Below are 16,640 nucleotides of genomic sequence, written 5' to 3'. Positions count from 1 at the left end.
ACGACGTGCTCGACGTAGAACGACCGGTTCTGGATCAGCCAGAGCGCGTAGCCGGGGTCCAGCCGGGGGAGCAGGTCGGCGGCCACGTCCGTGAGGCCCAGAGCTTCCTTGGTGTCGGCGATCTGGTCGGACGCCTGCTTGTACAGGATGCGGATCGCGGTCTCGGCCAGCAGGCCCNTGGAGATCTCCACCGAGTCGGGGGACGCGGAGAGCAGGTCGGAGATCCGGTGCGCCACGATCGCGTTCGCGCAGCCCCACTGCCGCGCCAGCTTCTGCTGGGCGGACAGCCGGNGGACGAGNCCCGCGAACCGCATCAGCCGCCAGCACTCGTCGTAGACGACGTAACGCTGGACGCCGTCCTGGCGCATCAGCGCGGCTTCCATCCAGGCCTGCGCGCAGGTCATGATCAGCGCGATCATCTCGTCGCTGCCCTGGACGCGCTCCAGGTTCAGCACCGCGATCGGCTGGTCGAAGTCCAGCGGCGAGGTCGTCGGGCCGTCGAAGAGGCCACNCAGAGCACCGTGGGTAAGGCGGCGCAGCGTCAGTGTCGCGTCACGGGAGGCGTCGCGCAGCTCGGTGGCGGTCATCGGCAGTGCCGCGCAGTCCTCCTCGGTGGGGTCGGTCATCGCCTCCAGGACGTGCGGGAGCAGCGGGGTCGCCCAGCGGTCGGGCGCGGCGCCGGTGATCTGCCGGGTGACGACATCGAGCGCCAGATCGACGGCGGTGTGCTCGGCCGGCGTCAGCGGCACGCCCTTGGCCGTCTCGATCAGCGACGACAGCAGGGCGGAACGGGCCCGCTTCACCTCGCGGGCCCAGTCGGCGTCCGCGATCCCCCGCGGGCGTGGCGGGGCGTCCAGCGGGTTGAGCCTGGTCGACAGCCCTGGCCCGATGTAGGTCGGCTCGCACCCGAGCCGGCGGGCCAGCCGGGTGTACTCGCCCTTCGGGTCACAGGGGACGGCCGCCTGGTAGCCGAAGGCGGAGCCGCGGGAGATCAGTGTTTTCAGCAGCGCGGACTTGCGCGAGCCGACGGCACCGAACACCGCGAAGTTCGGGTTCTCGATCACCTGCTGCCGGTACAGCTCGAAGACGTCGAAGTCGAAGGAGTTGCCCGACCACACGTGCCGCCCGATGTACATGCCGGGGGCGTCGAGGCCGGCGTCGACGACGAAGGGGTAGATCCCGGCGATCTGTGCCGTGGTCTCCATGTGGGCCGGAAGGCGCAGTTTGTGGAAGGTCCGGCCCGCGAACGGACCGATCAGCCGCGGTGGCTGGGCGCCGCGGCGCAGGGACGACTGAGCCCGGCGCATGGCTGCCCGCTCGGCGTTCGCCGCCGCCCGCTCCGCTCGCCGCGACCGCCGGTTGTGGGCTGCCTGTGCCTTCGCCTGCCGACGGCGGCTACGCGGGTTGCCGCCCAGATCGACATAGCCGCTCGCCTGGTTGCCGGGATCGCTGTCGTAGCCGTCGTAGCCGTATCCGGTGTCGTGCCCGTGTTGACCGTCGTATGCGTTGTCGTCGTACGTGCCGTCGTCGAAGGCACCGGGGGGCGGCCCGACGGCCTCCCGCCGGTGGCCGGGGCTGTGTCGTGGCGACCGCGGAGTCACGCCACCCCCACGGCCAGCGGCAGCGCGCCCGCGCTGAAGCCCTGGTCCTGTTCGCCGACGAGGCGCACCATCTCCAGGCGGCTGCGGGAGGCCAGGGTCTCGGCCTCGCCGCAGGCATCCGCGAGCGATTCCAGGTCGTCCGCGGAGACGGTCACGAAGCCGTGGAAGCGGAACGCGCCGAAACCGGCGATCAGCTCCTGCTCACGCCGTTCGACCTCGTCGGCCTCGGCGACGTCCCGCTGGGTCGTCACCTTGCCGACCTTGTCGCGCATCTGCTGCTCGCCGAGATGCGCCATGCGACGGCGGTTCACCGCCTTCTCCGCCTTGCGGCCGGGGAGCGGCTCCACCACGAGCGAGACGGTCCGCCGGCAGGTGGTCTCCATCAGCAGCGGCGCGAGGAACGCCGCCGGGGACGGGACGCGCGGCCAGCCGTTGATCCAGTACGTGGTGTGGAAGCCCGAGTCGGTGCGGTAGTGATCCCNGGCGTTGACCGTCCGGATGGGGCCGGCGATGGCCGGGTTGATGCCGGACGGGAGACCCTTGAGCCCACCGGCCAGGTCGGTGCTCGCGCCACCCCGGGCGTCGATCATCTCGATCGAGTACGGGTCGTAGGTGGTGCGGATGACCGCGGCGAGCGCCCGGGGCGGCAGCCAGCCGACCGTGTTGATCGACGCGCGCGCGAGCGCGGCCTCCATCGTCCGCAGCTCGCTGAGCAGCACCGCGCAGGCCGCCTCGTCACCGCCGCCGGCCCGTTGGATCGCGCGGCGCGCGTCCTTCGCCCGAAGCTGGAAGGACAGGTAGGTCTCATGCCGCTGCGCCACCGGACCGNCCGCGTCGATGACCTGCTCGTACGCCTGCGCGGCCCATGAATCGTCGTGGTGCCCCCGCACCCGCCAGTGGCGCTGGAGCTGGTCGCCGGAGTCCGGCAGTGTCCGCTCCAGCCACTGGATGCGCGACAGCTTTCCGCCGCCGCCGGTGAGCCCGGCCAGCAGCTCGCCCCAGGCATCGACCCGGGCCTGCTGGTCACCGGACTCCAGCAGCGCGAACTGGCTGCCCTTGACCTGGAGGACGGCCGTGTAGGTCTGCTTCTTCACGTCCTTGACCACGGCCACGTACCGGCCGCCGCCCACCGGGAACGACAGGATCACCAGGCTCGCCAGCGGCCCGGGCAGGACCGTCCTGGTAATCCGGTCCTCGCCCGGACCGAGCCGGAAGTAGCCTCCGCGGAACACCGTCTCGCCCGTCNCCTTCTGCATCGTGAAGCCGAACACGATCGGCACCCACTGGTCGAGGTTACGATCCTCCACCCGGACGAACGCGACGAAGGCGAACCNCGCGGCCAGCAGCACCCACAGAGGTACGAGTATCAACGGCGAACGCAGCGCGCCCAGCACCGACAGCATCACGCCGATCAGCAGCGCGAGCTGGGGCCAGCGCATGCCGAGGAGAACTCCGCCCCGTTCCAGGGGCCCGAAGCGATAGCTGCGTTCGGCCGCCATGATCTGTTCACCCGCCTCCGGTACGGGCCGGCGGGGCTACCCGCGGCGCTGGCGGCGGGGTCACGGGGGGCCTGGCTCCCGTGCTGCCCGAGGTCTGGTTGCCGGGCGTGCGCGGCGCGGCCGCGGTGCCGCGGCCGCCACCGGTGCCGGACCTGCCCGCGCCGACAGCGACCGCCCGGGTCGGCACGGACCGCGACCCGGCGGTGGAGCCGGCGGAGACCTGGGTGCTCCGGCCGCCGGTCACCGCCGGAGCCGCACCCTGGCCGGCGCGGCCGGGCCGTGCCCGCACGGTCCCGGCAGCCCCCGCGCGCACCGGGGCGCCGATCGGCGCGCTGCCCCCGCGCCCCGGGCGAACACCCGGACGCGCGGCCGGGACGGCCGCGGCAGCCGCGGCGCCAATGCCGGTGTCGCCGAGCATTCCCCGGTTCCTGGTCTGGAGACGCGAACCGATTCCACGGAACGTCTCCCGCGAGGTGGAGCCGAGCAGCGCGCCCGCTCCGTGCCCGAACGATGCGGCGCTGCGGCGGCCGGCGGAGCCGACCGTGCGCATGAGCTGGACATCGGCGAAGCCGAGNAGGTGCATGAGCATGAACGGTGAGAAGACAGCCGCGATCATCACCACGACACCACTGAGAATGCTCAGCGTCTGGTCAACCGTGGATCCTCCCGTGTCCTGGGCGATGCCCGCCCCGAGGGCGAAAATCGCGTAGATGACGGGCTTCGCGAATATCAGCGCGACGAGCATCTCCGCCGCCCGCTTAATCCAGGCGCTCGTCGCCATCGTGGGCTGGCCCGCCAGATACAGGGGGATGAACACCGCCACAACGATGATCGCGACTTTTCGGATGTACAACACGACGAAGAGCGNGAACGAGAAGATCGCCACCAGGAGCGACAACACGAGATCGAGAGCGAAATTTCCCTGTTCGGGTAGATTTCGGAGTTGGGCCACGAGATCCGCGCCCAGCGGCTTGTCGTCACCGAAGGCTTCGGCCATGCCATCCGAGGCGGCGAGGCACATCTGGAGCAGCGTGAGGGCGATGAACGATCCGATGATCGCCGTCCNCGTCGACGCCAGGGCCCGCACGAACACGTGCGGATCGCCCCGAAGTGCGGCTACGGTGCAGGAGCACAGGAACAGCCCGGTCACGATCAGTACCGAAACACCGAAAACGATGTTGTAGTTGTGGACGACATACTGGGCATTGAGATCCACAGCGGTCTTCTGCGCCGCGAAGCTGAAGACGGACGACGAAAGGTCCGCCGCCATGTTGCAGAAGGCCTCGCCAACCGAGTCCAAAAAGTCATCCGCCGCACCCCCAGCAAGATCTTTTAGGGGTGTCAACGGAGTCCAGGCCACAACGATGCTCTGGTCTGGTGCGGAGGCCGCCATGCCGCCCGTCATGCTTGAGGACCTCCAGCCATCACGAAACTTCTNAACTCTCCGGCGGAACGGCTATGAAGTAGTGGACCGTCCGGCCCATCGTCAGCGTTGATTAGCTTCCAGTCGTTGTCCTGCCAATGCACCTGGCAAGTCTCGGAACCCCATCGAACTTGTGCCTGCGCAACGGGATCTACCGAGTCGTAGACGCCCAGGGATATTGCGCCCCAGATGANCATTGTCGCGTCGGAGTCAGAGCTGGATTTAATTTGATAACCAATTGGCCGAGCATCGAAGTTCACTTGGGGATCTTGAATGGAAGGTACGCCGAGTATCGCGGCATTTTCTCGATCGACCTTCAAGATTCCACTGGCAAGATTCTCTACCGATTCGGAGGCGGATATCGAACCGAAGAATTCGCGAATCTTCTCCTCGGCGCGATTTTCTGGCGTGTTGTATGCGGTAAAGTAATTTCCGCAGGCGCTTATTGCGCCGGCTTTGGTGTGGGGGTAGCCGACGGGGACGCCGAACTCGTTGACCCTCGTGGGAGCTGCGACCTCGCCGCCACCGTCGGCGGGCGCGAGCGCCTCAGTGGACGGTGGGACCACTACCGTCGACGGCTCAGTGGGTTCCGCCGCGGCCGGCTCGGGGGTGGGATCGGNGTCGGTCGGAGCCTTCGGGCCGTTGTCCGTTGAATGCCGGCCAATGAGGAAACCGGTTGCACCCGCCCCGACAGAGGTCACCGCGACTGTCGCGACGATGACGATGATCAGACGTCCGAATGGCCACTCTGCCAGGCTTACCAACGCCCACTCCCCTCCGTTGCCGGCAGGGCCATCATCGCAATGTCGGAGGCCAGATACCTCCGGAACCGCTTAGAAGCCTGAGGACGGCAGCTCATGGACCACGTCGGGGTCATCGACGGCGTCTTCGGCGGGNGCCTGGGNGAAGGTCTGTACCACTGCCGGCGGGCGCATGCTGTTCGGGTCGTTGCTGTTGGCAGTCTCGCCGGTAGCCAGGAAGAAGTTGACGAAGGCGGCCGCGGCTCCCACCAGGAAGGCAAGCCCGAAGCCGGCGAGCACACCGCTTTTGNCGACGGAGGAGGCGCGGTCCAGCCCCATCCGTTCACCGAGCGCCCAGGCGATTCCGCCCAGGAGCACGGAGGCCACGGCCGCGAGCACCGCGTAAGCCGCCAGCCCGTTGACCAGGTCTTCCAAGGCGTTGATGCCAGGGGCCTTCGAGTTGTCTGGCTTGATATCCACAGCCAGAATGGCCACTGCCGAGGCAGTCGCAGCATCAACGATCATCGTGGTTCCCTTCCGGCGGGCGGTGGACCGCCCGGACGATCCGGCTCCGACACCCGCGCGNGTGTACCTCCGGGCCGCAGGTCGCCAAATGATACGCCTGGGTCGTCAGTGTGATCAGCATCGGCGGTGTGTGGCAGCGTCGAGACGTTGGGTGCTGCTAGTTCCAGGGGTGGTCCGGGGAGGGCGTGGCCCCCCGCGGTGGATGCCTCGACCTCGGCGTCGGCCAGCGTGGTGAGGGCTTCCACGGTTTCGGCGGCCACCCGCAGGTACGACCGGCGGGTGGCCCACCGCAGCCGGGGGATGCGGACGGGCGTGCCGCGGCTCGGGTCGAGGCGGGGGTCGTAGGGGATCCGTACGATGCCGTCGACGTAGCNGGCGAGGCGCGCCGTGGCGTTCCTGGTGCGAGGTGAGGGCCGCCCGCGACGCGGCGAGACCACGGCCGCGATCACAGCCGGTCCGGTCCGTCCTCCCCGGCCGCCGTGATCAGGGTGGAGTGCTTCCTGGCCATGACCGGGGCGCTCCCGCCCGACCNCGCCGACGCCCGCGAGAGCGCCCTGCGGGTTTCGCAGATCGGCGAGGGTCGTTTCCAGGTCGGAGGCGGTCGCGAGAGTCACGAGGACCACCGCGTCGGCGCAGCGGATGGCGGTGGGCGTGAGCGGGGCGGCCGCGGGCGCGTCCATGAGGATCAACGGGTAGGCGTGGGCCAGCCCGCCGAGCACGGTGCGCAGCATGGTCGCGGTGACCGGCTCCGTGACGGGTACCAGCGCGGCCGTGCCCTCGTCGCTGGTGGCGGGGCGGTCCACGGGCAGCACGTCGAGGTCGAAGACGCTGCCGGAACGGCGCGCACCGATGAGAGCACGGACGTCCTCGGGGGAGACCTCCGTGCTGGACCGGCGCTGGCGGGCGATGTCCGCGACCGTCGTCACGCCCCTGCTGCCCACCCGGCTGACGAGGTTGTCTCCTCGCGACTCGTCGATCTCGACGCTGTCGGCGGAGGTGGGCGGCACGAAACCGGGAGTGTCCGTCCCGGGATGCAGATCGACGGCGAGCACCGGCTCGGCGCGCACGCCGGCCAGGGTCAGGCCGACGACACCGGCCAGGGTGGTGGTACCCGAGTAGGGGAAGAGCGAGGTGACCGCGATCCGCCACGATCCCGGCAGGATGGCGGCGGCCCGGTCGGAGAGGGTTACCCGCAGCGGGATCTCGTCCCAGGGCTCGAGGTCGTCNGGGTCGGCCCACGACTCCCGGCCAGGCCGCCGCATTCGGGCGGGATCCCGTTCCGACACCGCGGTCTGCCCGGGCTCCACGCTCGGCAGCCGGCGCCGCCGCGCGGGCACCAGGGCGGTCGAGGACGAGGAATCCGACGGCTCGCCCGGTGCCAGGCCCGTCAGATCTCCGTGGCCGCCCGGCGCCTCGGCGTCGTCCCAGGCTTCCTCGTCGTCCCAGTCGTCGGTATCCGCGGCGTCCCAGGCGTCACCGTCGTCCCAGGCATCGCCGGCGGTCGGCGGGTCGACGCGGTTGCCCGCGCCGACGTCGCCGAACCCGTCGACGCGGTCATGACGCTCGGCGGCCCCGGGCGCGGGCGGCCGGTGCCCGTCCTCGACGTCCGGACCGGCGGCGCCGGCAGGCTCGGCGGGGTGATACCACGGGTGGTTGGTGTCAGCCCAGGCTGGAGCGGGCGCCGCGGCGCCCGCTCCCAGCGCGTCGCCCGGCGCCGGCATCGCCTCGGTGAGGGAGCCGTGGCCCGGCTCCGCCCAGGGATCGGCGGCGGGCTGGCCGAAGGCTGCCCCGGTCTCGGCGGGCCAGGCCGGCTCCGGCTCGCCGGTCGCTCGCGCCTGGCCCGGGTGGCTGTAGGACGGATCGACGCCGCCCTGGTCCGGGTGGGGGGTCCCGCTCTGGGGCGGGGTGTCCACCTGGGCCGGGGTGTCCAGGGGGGGCGCGTACAGGTCGCCCGCGAAGGAGACCGGCGCCGGCACCCACGGGTTCGCATCCACGCCGGCGGGCACCTCGGGCGGGATACTCTGACCCGCCGGATCGGACGGCCCCACCGGATCGGACGGCCCCACCGGCCCTGACAGCCCGGGGGGTCCTGGCAGCCCGCCCGGCCCTGACCGCTCAACGGGCCCGCCGGGTTCGCCGTCGGACGAGGGGAGGCCGGGCTGCGGTCCCGGCACGGCGGTTCTGGGCGCGTGCGCGGACGGGCGACCAGGCCGGCGCGGACCGCCGCCGGTGGGCCGCCGCCCCGGGGGCGGCGCGCTGGTGCCCCCCTGGTGGCCGCCTCGACGTGCGGGGGACTCCGGCGGAGCGGGGCGCTGGTCGCGCGAGGTCGCACCGAGGTCGCCCCGGTCGCCCGATGCACCGGTGCGGGAGGTGCCGGTGCGGGAGGTGCCGGAGCGGGAGGTCCCGGTGACGGAGGTACCGCTGCCGGCGCGCCCGAGACCGGTGGTTCTGCCGCTTCCACCACGGCCGCCGGTTGCCGGGGCCGGGCCGGCGCCTGACGGGCTCGCGCCGGAGGTACTCGGTGCCGACGTGCTCGGACTGGCCAGCGAGCCCGAGGTCGCCGGCGGGAAGCTGGGGTCCTTGCGGCCCATCGGCGCCGGCGGTGGAACGGCTCGGGGCGTGGCCGCCCGGCGGAGGGCGGGGCGGCGCGGCGGGGGCTCCTCCGCCGGGCCGCCTTCCGAGCGGCCCGGCTCCTGGACCGCGGCCACTCGGGGAAGCGACGGATTGGCCGCGAACCGGCCCGGTGGCACCGGGGCCGGGACCCTGGCGACCTCGACCCGGCGCGGCGGCTCCCCGGCGACGGGGGGCTCGGGGCGCGGCGCTCGGGGCGCGGCCCGACCGCCCCAGCCGGGCTCGCCGGGAGCGGATGGCAGGCCGTCACGGCCCGCGGACGGCGGAGTGCGCGGGAGGCGACGACCGCGCCGCTGGGCCTGCTCGCGCGACTCCTGGCCGCCGTCGCGGAACATGCCGGTCCGGCCTGGGCCCGAAATGCCGGAGCGGCCTGCGGGCTGCGCGTCGTCGGGTGCGGCATCCTCCAGATGGAACGCCTGGTCCTGCCACGTCCCGCCACCAGTGTCGGTGGTGGAGGTCTCGTCCGCGCCACCGCGCCTGCGGTGCCTGCGGCGGGCCGCCCGCGCGTCAGGACGGTCCGCGCCCTCGCCGTCGCGAGCCGGGAGCTCGGCCGCGGACGGCGTGGACGAGGGAATTCGGGCGCCAATCAGCGAAACGGGCCGCGCGTCCCCTTCCTCGCCGTACGGTGCCTGTGGCACATCGCTCACGCGCCGTCGCCCTCCTGGCAGGTCTGGGCTGATTGCTGGGTTCAGGGTTCAGGCTAAGGGTCGGTGGTGGCCAATTGGTGCCAGTTAAGGTTACTTACTGTTACTTGCTCTTGGCTACGGTCGAATCGATGTAACACGAGCCTTTCAAGTATGACAAGCGTTGGTTGGGGCTCGCCAGGGCAGGCATTGCGGTGTTAGCCTCCCTCGCCGGTGGGTAACGGCCGGCGGTCGCTGGCCGAGAAAGGGGCCCCGGGTGGTGCAGGACGGCTTTCCGAAGGCCTCGTCGCGCCCGCCGCGAATGCCCGCCCGGCCGGTGGCGCGGCTCTCTGAGCCGCCGGCCCCGCCGCTGGCGACAGGCTCCTCACCTGCGAGAACACCCCGGGTCGCGAGCCGTCCGGATGATGACGACGTGTTGACCGTCGACGAGCTGGTGGCCTGGTTGCGGCTGTCCGAGAGCACCGTCCTCAAGCTCCTGTCGGAGCGCGCGATCCCCGCGCGCAAGGTGGGTCATCAGTGGCGAGTCCGGCGTGGCCGGGTTCGCGACTGGCTGGACGGCCACGAGTGAGACCACGCGGGAGCGCGGGGGCCACACGGCAGCAGCACACCAGTCGCACTCGGTTCCACCCCATCGCGGTCTGCGTGACATTGATCTCCCTCCTTCCCGTTACGGCAGCGGGCTGCGCGGCGCTCGATGACGGGCCCGCCGCACCGCCGGCACCGTCGGTGAGTGGCCCGCCGCCCGGGGCCAGTCAGGCGCCCGGTCCTCCGCTCGCGACCGCGACCGCCGAGCCGGTGAGCACGGTCGATCCCACGGATCCGGCGGCGGTTGCGCGTGACTGCTTCGCGAAATGGCAGTCGTTCGACGCCCGGGTCGACACCGGTCCGGCAGCCGGTGCGGAGCGGGCGCGCGACTGCCTTACCCCGGACTTCGCGGCGAAGCTCACGGGCACGGTCGGCGGCGCGGCTGGCACCGACGGGGGAGCCGGTGACCCTCAGGCCGGCCGCGCCTGGGACGAGCTCCGCGCCGCCGGCACGAGATCAACAGTGTCGGTGCTCGCGGTCACACCCGTCGGAGGCGTCGACACCAGCACATCCGGGCAGGTGGCGCTGCTGCTCAACGTGCGGCGGGAGACGGTCGCGGGCGATGGCCCGGCCCAGGTCACCGTCTCCACTCCCGCGGTCACCATGCTGGTCGGCACGGACGGCACCTGGCGGATCGCCGGCGCCGACCTCAACAACGCCGCCGGCGACGCGCCGGGCCGGTAGTACGGACGCGACGGCAGGCGGAGGCGGTGGCGGGCATGGCCGGTACGGCGCGCGGGTCGGGCCGGNCGGGGCGCTGGCTGGTCTGGCTGGGCCTCGGCGGCTTCGTGACCATCGGTGGGGTCTTCCTGCTGATCTCCGTGCTGATCCTGCTGATCGCCGCCCCGTTCCTGGGCGATCAGGATCTTGGCCGGCGCGCGATCGTCAACTCCGAGGGAATCCCCACCGAGTACGTGCAGATGATCACGGACGCGGCCAACGCCGCCGGGTGCGCCGAGGTGACGCCCGCGATCCTCGCCGCCCAGCTGCGGCAGGAGTCCGGGTTCAACCCGCGGGCGCAGTCACCGGTCGGAGCGATGGGCATCGCCCAGTTCATGCCCGGCACCTGGGCCTCGCACGGCACCGGTGATGTCTGGAACCCGGCCGACGCGATTCCGGCGGCCGCCCGCTACGACTGCGCGGTGGCGGCCGCGGTGGCCGCCGTGCCCGGCTCCGCGCAGGAGAAGATGCTCGCCGCCTACAACGCGGGCCCGGGCGCCGTGCTCGCCTACGCCGGGGTTCCTCCCTACCCGGAGACCCGCAACTACGTGCGTACGATCCTCGCCCAGGCGCAGGTCTACGGCGACGCCCTCGACACCGGTGCGGAGGTCTCGCTCGAGACTCTCGGGCCGGTGCTGGAGTTCATGTGGTCCCAGATCGGCAAGCCCTACGTCTGGGGTGCCACGGGGCCGGGCGCCTGGGACTGCTCGTCGCTGGTGCAGGCGGCCTACCGGACGATAGGGGTCTCCCTCCCTCGGGTGACGACTGATCAGCTGGCGTTCGGCCCCCGGGTCGCGGGCGTCGAGCCCCAACCGGGGGATCTCCTGTTCGTCCCCGGCACCGACGGCACGGCGCTGGCTCCGGGGCACGTCGGGATGTATGTCGGGAACGGTCAGGTGATCGCGGCGAAGGGTGCCCGCTGGGGGGTCGTTCTCTCGGAGCTGTCGGACTGGACGACGGTGGTGGCGGTGACCNGCCCGTTGGCCCGCAGCCTCTGAACGGAGGTGTCAGACGGTGCTGGCTGGAAGGGTCAGACAGCCACGTCGGAAACGAAGTTGCTGAGACCGTCGGCGACTGTGCCCAGCGCACCGAAGGCACTGTGGACCACGTCGGCGGCATCCCCNGGTGCGGTGACCATGAAGAAGATGATGAAGATGGTCACTCCCCAAGGCCAGATCAACTGCTTCATATGGACCTCCCGAAGTGCAGGCGGCGGTCCGGTGCCCGGAGGACACCGGTGCCGGTGGTGACGGTCGGTGGTTGCCGACAGCACAGGTGTACTGACTTTGAGTAGTGGTCGCAAGGGGAACCGCCGTGCCACGGTGGGGTCCGCCGGCGGCCTTCGGTGGTCTTCGGTGAGCTTGTCCGGGGCCGGCCAGCCGGGCTGTCGTGTTGCGGACGGCGCCGGCCGCTGGGGCAGGGGCGGGCTCACCGTGANCCGTACCGGCCGGGAACGGAAGTCCCTGTCGCCGTTCGCACATCGCCACCTGGCGGTGGACATGGAACGGACAGTGTCTGGATCAGGAACGGCCAGTAGCGGACGGCCGGGCGAGCCGGTGTACTGATCCACACCGTTCCGGGCAGGTGAGCTCGACTCCCTGCCNNGGGCGGCAACACCACCNGGCAGGTCGATTACTGCGGGTAACCTTCGGCCTGGGTCAGGCGGGGCGAATGCTCTGCGCGAAGGTGAACACGTTGTCCGGGTCGTAGGCGCGCTTCACCGAACGCAGGCGCGGCAGGTTGGCACCGTAGTAGGCCGTCGCCCAGCTCTCCAGCCGCGGGTCGATGTAGTTCTGGTAGGCCGACGGTGAGACGTGCGGCGCCATCGCCGCGGCGGTCGACCGCAGCCACTCGGCGTTGCGGGCTCGCTGATCGGCGTCGTCCCGCACGTCGTAACCGGCGATGTACTGCACGCTGGCCAGCGCGTCGCGGTGCACGAACGCCGTCTCCCCCGGGCCGACCCGGCCGATCGCGCCGCCCCAGGAGTCGAGGATCGCGCCGCCGGAACGCAGCCCTTCCTGCCGCTGGCGGGCCTCGACCGCGCCCAGCAGTGCCTCGATGCCGGCGGTCGTGAGCGGCACCGTGAGGAAGTTCGAGGCCGCGAGCTGGGCGGCTCGCCGCAGGGTGCCGTCGGGATGGCGCCCGGCGAGGTGACACTGGGCCACGGTCCGTCCCGCGCAGCCGGCTTCGATCAGCATGGCTTCCAGTGGTCCGCGCCGGGCGGCGAAGGTGGAGGACGGCGCGCTGCCGACGGCGTCGACCAGTGCGGCCAGCATGTCCCGCGCGGAGTGGGGCAGAGCCGCGCCGGCCGCGCCGCCGAGAGCCGTCTGCGAGCCGGCACCGCTGTCCCCACCGGCTGTCCCGCCGCTACCGGGGCCGGCGACGACGTCACTGATCACACCGCTGATCTTGATTGCGGGCAGGAGGGAGCCACCGGTGCCCGATGTGGTCGTGAGGACACAGGTGGACCACAGTTCGTCGGCCGAACCTGTTCCGAGGTTCCACGCCTGCCAGGCGGCAACCACGTCCGCCGCGGAGTCCCAGGGCCACCGGTAGGTGAACACCGTCACGGGAACCGCCTGGTGGGTGGCGAAGGTGAAGGAGGTGACGATCCCGAAGTTGCCGCCGCCGCCGCCGCGCAGCGCCCAGAAGAGGTCGGCGTCGCGCTGCGCGTCCACCCGGACGATCTCACCGGAGGCCAGGACGACCTCCGCGGCCAGCAGCTGGTCACAGGTCAGGCCGTGACGCCGGCCGAGCACCCCGATGCCGCCGCCGAGGGTGAGCCCCGCGATCCCGACGGTCGGGCAGGAGCCNGCCGGGAGCGCGGCACCCGCCTGCGTGAGCTGGTCGTAGACATCGACGAGAGCGGCCCCGGCGCCGACGGTGGCGATCCCCGACCCGACCGAGGCACCGCCGGTCGGGCCATCCAGCCGGGATCTGCTGCCGGGGCGCACCTCGTTCATCGTCGACAGGTCGATGACCAGGCCGGNGGTGGTCGAATAGCCGCCGTAGCTGTGGCCGCCGGAGCNGGCCGCGAGCGGAATCCCCGCGGATCGCGCGAAGGCCACACTCGAGGCGACGTCCGAGGCGGACGCGCAGTACGCGACCCCCATCGGCCGGATCTGGTCGAAGGCGGGGTCGAAAAGCTGGCCAGCGGTGACGTATTCGTCAGAGTCTGGCCGCACGAGGCGGCCGGAAAACCGCTCGGAGAACCGCTGCCAGTCACGTTCGGTCGGCTCGCCCCCACCGGCTTCCTCACGGTCGCCGCCACCGCAACCCGCGACACCGCCGAGAACGCCACCGATACCGACCGCGGCCAGACCCGCTCCGGCCAGCCGCAGCGCCGCCCGCCGGTCAAGCCCCCCTGGCCGGCCGAGGGCCCCGCGCCGATCGAACATGCCGCTCCCCGGTGCTAGTGCTAATCGTCCGCCGTCCGTAGAACGGTCGTCACGATTCCGTCCGGGCCGATGCGCAGGAGGGCACCCTCGTCGCCCTCGCTCACGTACACGGAACCGGACACGTCGACGGCCAGCCCGGNGGGCGAGGAAAGCCGGGTCTGGGTCGCCTGGGCGCCGTCCTCGTTGTTCGCGGAGTAGTCGCTCGTGCCCGCGAACGTGGTGATCTTACCGTCCGGTGTGACCTTCCGAATCNCGTCGTTGCTGGTGTCGGCGATGTACAGCTCGCCGTTCGGGCCGAGCGCGAGATCCTGCGGATAGTAGAGCTGGGCGTTGACGGCGAGGCCGCCGTCGCCCTCGTACCCGGACTGGCCCGGCGTGCCGGCGAACAGGGTGATCTTCCCGTCCGGCATGATCCGCCGGACCGTGTGCGCGCTGGTGTCGGCGATGTAGAGGGTCCCGTCGTCGGCGACGGCGATCCCCGCCGGCTTCACGAACGTCGCCTTCTCCGCCGGCCCGCCGTCGCCGTCCTGGCCGGAGGTGCTGGCGCTCCCGGCAACCACCGAGATGTGCCCGTCGGGTGTCACCTTTCGGATGCGATAACCCTCGGCGATGTAGAGATCTCCCGAGTCGGAGACGGCCACCGCCCGCGGGTACGTCAGCGCGGCGCCGGTTGCCTTGCCCTCGGTGCCGCTGAAGCCCTTGCTCGGCCCGGCACCGGCGACGGTCGTGATCCGGTCGTCGTCGATCCGGCGCACCCGCGCGTCACCGTTGTCGGCGACGTACACGTCGCCGCGCGGGCCCACCGCGAGCGCGACCGGGTTGATCAGGTTCGCCTGCCCGGCCGGCCCGCCGTCGCCGAGCACGGGGGTCGGAGACGGCGAAGGCGAGCGGGTGGGCTCCCCCGAGGGCGAGGGTGTCTCCGACGAGGTGAGGCTGACCCCGTCACCGGTGGACGACGGAGACNGGGTGGGAGCCGGCGGGCCGACCCCACCGATCCTGGCGAGCGTCCCGTCGGTGCGCAGCCGCAGGACCTGACCCTGGGCCGCGGAGGACCGGCCGCCGTCGACGACATAGAGGGAGCCGTCCTGGCCGATGTCGACGTCCTGGAGGCTGTACAGGCCCGCCACCTCGACCGGCGTTCCGGCGTAGGCCGGTCGCTCGGGGTCCGAGTCGCCGGTGGCGAACCAGATCCCCAGGCCGAGCGCCACGGCGAGCACGGCCGCGGCGGTCAGCGACGCGAGGAGAACCGTCCTGCGCCGGGGCCGATCCTCCGGGCCGGCCGGCGGGCGGTGACCGCGCCGCCGCCGCGGGCCGGTGGGGTCGACCCTGGTCGTCGCCAGTCCAGGCCGGGTGCCGGGCGGGGCGGGCGGCCAGGCGCCGGACGCGCCGGCGCCGAGCTGCCCGGCCAGTTCGGCGGGGGTGGGGGTGGTCCCCGAGGTGTGGCCGGCGGCGGTGAGGATGTCGTCGTCCAGGCGCACCGGGACTCCGCTGGCGGCGAGCCAGCCGGGGCCGAACGCCGCGGTCGCCGCGGCGGCGAGCGCGAGGGCGAAGTCGTGCGCGGTGCGCGGCCGCCACTCCGGCTCCTTGGCCAGCGCGGCGAGGATGATCGCGGCGAGCGGTGGCGGCACCTCGGCGAGCGGTTGCGGCGCCACCGACAGGTGATGGTGCAGCAGCGCCGGGACGGTCAGCCCCGTCGGGAATGGTGTCCGCCCCGAGAGCAGCTCGTAGAGGACGACACCGAGGGAGTACAGGTCGGTGCCGGGCCCCAGCCGGGCACCGGTGATCTGCTCGGGCGCCATGTACCGGGGAGTGCCGACCAGGCCGGTCGTGGTCGCCGCGGTGGTCTCCAGGATCTTGGCGATGCCGAAGTCGGTGATCTTGGGAATTCCGTCCCCGGTGAACAGCAGGTTGTCGGGCTTGATGTCCCGGTGCAGCACACCGCGGTCATGGGCGGCCGCCAGCGCGGCGGCCGCCGCCAGCCCGACCGCGCAGCCCGCGCGCGGGTCACGCATGCCCGCCGCGCGGTTCTTCAGGCTCCNGCCGGTGAGCTGCTCCATCACGAGCAGACACAGCCCGTCGTGCTCGACGTAGTCGTAGATGCGCACGACATGCGGGTGGTCCAGACCGGCGAGGACCCGGGCCTCGGAGAGGAACCGGCTCCGCAGGTCGCCGTCACCTTCCGCCGGTTCCAGCAGCACCTTGACGGCGACGTCGCGGTCGATCAGCCGGTGGCGCCCGGCCAGGACCGCGCCGAAGCCACCCCGCCCGAGCTCGGCCCCGAGCTCGTAGCCGGTCAGCGCGGCGGAGATCCGTCCGGTGTCGATGTAGGTCACGGTCTCGGTCCTATTCGGCNACCGTGGAGATGGTGCCGGCGGTGTCGATGCGCCGTACCCGGCTGTTGCCCGAGTCCGCGATGTAGAGGGCGCCGTCGGAGCTGAGGGCGACCGCGCTGGGCTCGTTGAGCTCGGCCGCGGTGGCCGGGCCGCCGTCGCCGGAGTAGCCGGCGGTGCCGGTGCCGGCGATGGTGGTGATCGTGCCGTCCGCGTCGACCTTGCGGATCCGGTTGTTGCCGTATTCGGCGATGTAGATCACGCCTTCGGGGCCGAGGGTCACCGACGGCTTGTTGAGCTGCGCCCTGGTGGCGGGGCCGTTGTCACCGGCGTAGCCCTGCTGGCCGTTGCCGGCGACGGTGTGGATGATCCCGTCCGGCGTGATCTTCTGGATGGTGCTGCTGCCGAGGTTGGCGAGGTAGAGCGTGCCGTCCGCGGCCAGCTCGACGTCGTTCGGGCCGCTCAGCGTGGCGGCGGTGGCGGGGCCGCCGTCGCCGGAGTAGCCGGCGGTGCCGGTGCCGGCGATGGTGGTGATGATCCCGTC

General features: G+C 72.0%; 4 protein-coding genes and 18 pseudogenes. 3 read left to right on the top strand and 19 right to left on the bottom strand.

Going from position 1 to position 16,640, the window contains the following annotated elements; all coding sequences use genetic code 11:
* Positions 1-300: 300 nt before the first annotated feature.
* The 12 pseudogenes from UG55_RS39125 to UG55_RS39090 form a co-directional block, all read right to left on the bottom strand.
* Positions 301-511 (bottom strand): annotated as a pseudogene (locus tag UG55_RS39125) (conjugal transfer protein TraC); the annotation flags it as partial.
* A 1-nt stretch (position 512) separates the two neighbouring features.
* Positions 513-1,601: pseudogene (locus UG55_RS18830) on the bottom strand (conjugal transfer protein TraC); the annotation flags it as partial.
* Positions 1,598-2,082 (bottom strand): annotated as a pseudogene (locus UG55_RS46335) (SCO6880 family protein); the annotation flags it as partial. The pseudogenes UG55_RS46335 and UG55_RS18830, both read right to left, overlap by 4 nt.
* A 1-nt stretch (position 2,083) precedes the next feature.
* A pseudogene (locus UG55_RS39120) lies at positions 2,084-2,429 on the bottom strand (SCO6880 family protein); the annotation flags it as partial.
* Between the two features lies 1 nt (position 2,430).
* A pseudogene (locus UG55_RS46330) lies at positions 2,431-2,846 on the bottom strand (SCO6880 family protein); the annotation flags it as partial.
* A 1-nt stretch (position 2,847) separates the two neighbouring features.
* Positions 2,848-2,934 (bottom strand): annotated as a pseudogene (locus UG55_RS46325) (hypothetical protein); the annotation flags it as partial.
* Between the two features lies 1 nt (position 2,935).
* Positions 2,936-3,100, bottom strand: a pseudogene (locus UG55_RS46320) (PrgI family protein); the annotation flags it as partial.
* A 575-nt stretch (positions 3,101-3,675) separates the two neighbouring features.
* Positions 3,676-3,967 (bottom strand): annotated as a pseudogene (locus tag UG55_RS39110) (hypothetical protein); the annotation flags it as partial.
* Between the two features lies 1 nt (position 3,968).
* Positions 3,969-4,165, bottom strand: a pseudogene (locus UG55_RS39105) (hypothetical protein); the annotation flags it as partial.
* Between the two features lies 1 nt (position 4,166).
* Positions 4,167-4,505 (bottom strand): annotated as a pseudogene (locus UG55_RS39100) (hypothetical protein); the annotation flags it as partial.
* A gap of 923 nt (positions 4,506-5,428) precedes the next feature.
* Positions 5,429-5,573, bottom strand: a pseudogene (locus tag UG55_RS39095) (hypothetical protein); the annotation flags it as partial.
* A gap of 1 nt (position 5,574) precedes the next feature.
* Positions 5,575-5,788, bottom strand: a pseudogene (locus UG55_RS39090) (hypothetical protein); the annotation flags it as partial.
* A gap of 3,687 nt (positions 5,789-9,475) precedes the next feature.
* Here UG55_RS39090 and UG55_RS18805 point away from each other — a divergent pair.
* The 3 genes and pseudogenes from UG55_RS18805 to UG55_RS18795 form a co-directional block, all read left to right on the top strand.
* On the top strand, positions 9,476-9,631 hold the full coding sequence (locus UG55_RS18805) for a helix-turn-helix domain-containing protein (protein ID WP_242424759.1): 156 nt from the start codon (positions 9,476-9,478) through the stop codon (positions 9,629-9,631).
* Positions 9,632-9,858: 227 nt separating this feature from the next.
* Positions 9,859-10,332, top strand: a complete 474-nt coding sequence (locus UG55_RS18800) for a hypothetical protein (RefSeq protein ID WP_242424758.1) — start codon at positions 9,859-9,861, stop codon at positions 10,330-10,332.
* Positions 10,333-10,398: 66 nt separating this feature from the next.
* Positions 10,399-11,342: pseudogene (locus UG55_RS18795) on the top strand (NlpC/P60 family protein); the annotation flags it as partial.
* Between the two features lie 684 nt (positions 11,343-12,026).
* Here UG55_RS18795 and UG55_RS18790 read toward each other — a convergent pair.
* The 7 genes and pseudogenes from UG55_RS18790 to UG55_RS46310 form a co-directional block, all read right to left on the bottom strand.
* Positions 12,027-13,181: pseudogene (locus UG55_RS18790) on the bottom strand (FAD-binding oxidoreductase); the annotation flags it as partial.
* A gap of 1 nt (position 13,182) precedes the next feature.
* Positions 13,183-13,357: pseudogene (locus UG55_RS39085) on the bottom strand (twin-arginine translocation pathway signal protein); the annotation flags it as partial.
* Between the two features lie 40 nt (positions 13,358-13,397).
* Positions 13,398-13,766: pseudogene (locus UG55_RS39075) on the bottom strand (twin-arginine translocation pathway signal protein); the annotation flags it as partial.
* Between the two features lie 253 nt (positions 13,767-14,019).
* Positions 14,020-14,257: pseudogene (locus UG55_RS46315) on the bottom strand (serine/threonine protein kinase); the annotation flags it as partial.
* Positions 14,258-14,730: 473 nt separating this feature from the next.
* Positions 14,731-15,804 (bottom strand): annotated as a pseudogene (locus tag UG55_RS39065) (protein kinase); the annotation flags it as partial.
* Between the two features lies 1 nt (position 15,805).
* The coding region (locus tag UG55_RS39060; RefSeq protein WP_242424757.1) for a protein kinase domain-containing protein at positions 15,806-16,099 on the bottom strand (294 nt) is incomplete at its 3' end.
* Between the two features lie 20 nt (positions 16,100-16,119).
* Positions 16,120-16,358, bottom strand: a 239-nt coding sequence (locus UG55_RS46310) for a hypothetical protein (protein ID WP_313954625.1), incomplete at its 3' end; no start/stop codon positions are given.
* Positions 16,359-16,640: the final 282 nt, after the last annotated feature.

Source organism: Frankia sp. EI5c (assembly GCF_001636565.1).
Classification (GTDB): Bacteria; Actinomycetota; Actinomycetes; order Frankiales; family Frankiaceae; genus Parafrankia.
The sequence above is the reverse complement of the archived record's forward strand: the minus strand, read 5'-3'. Positions and strand labels throughout refer to the sequence as shown.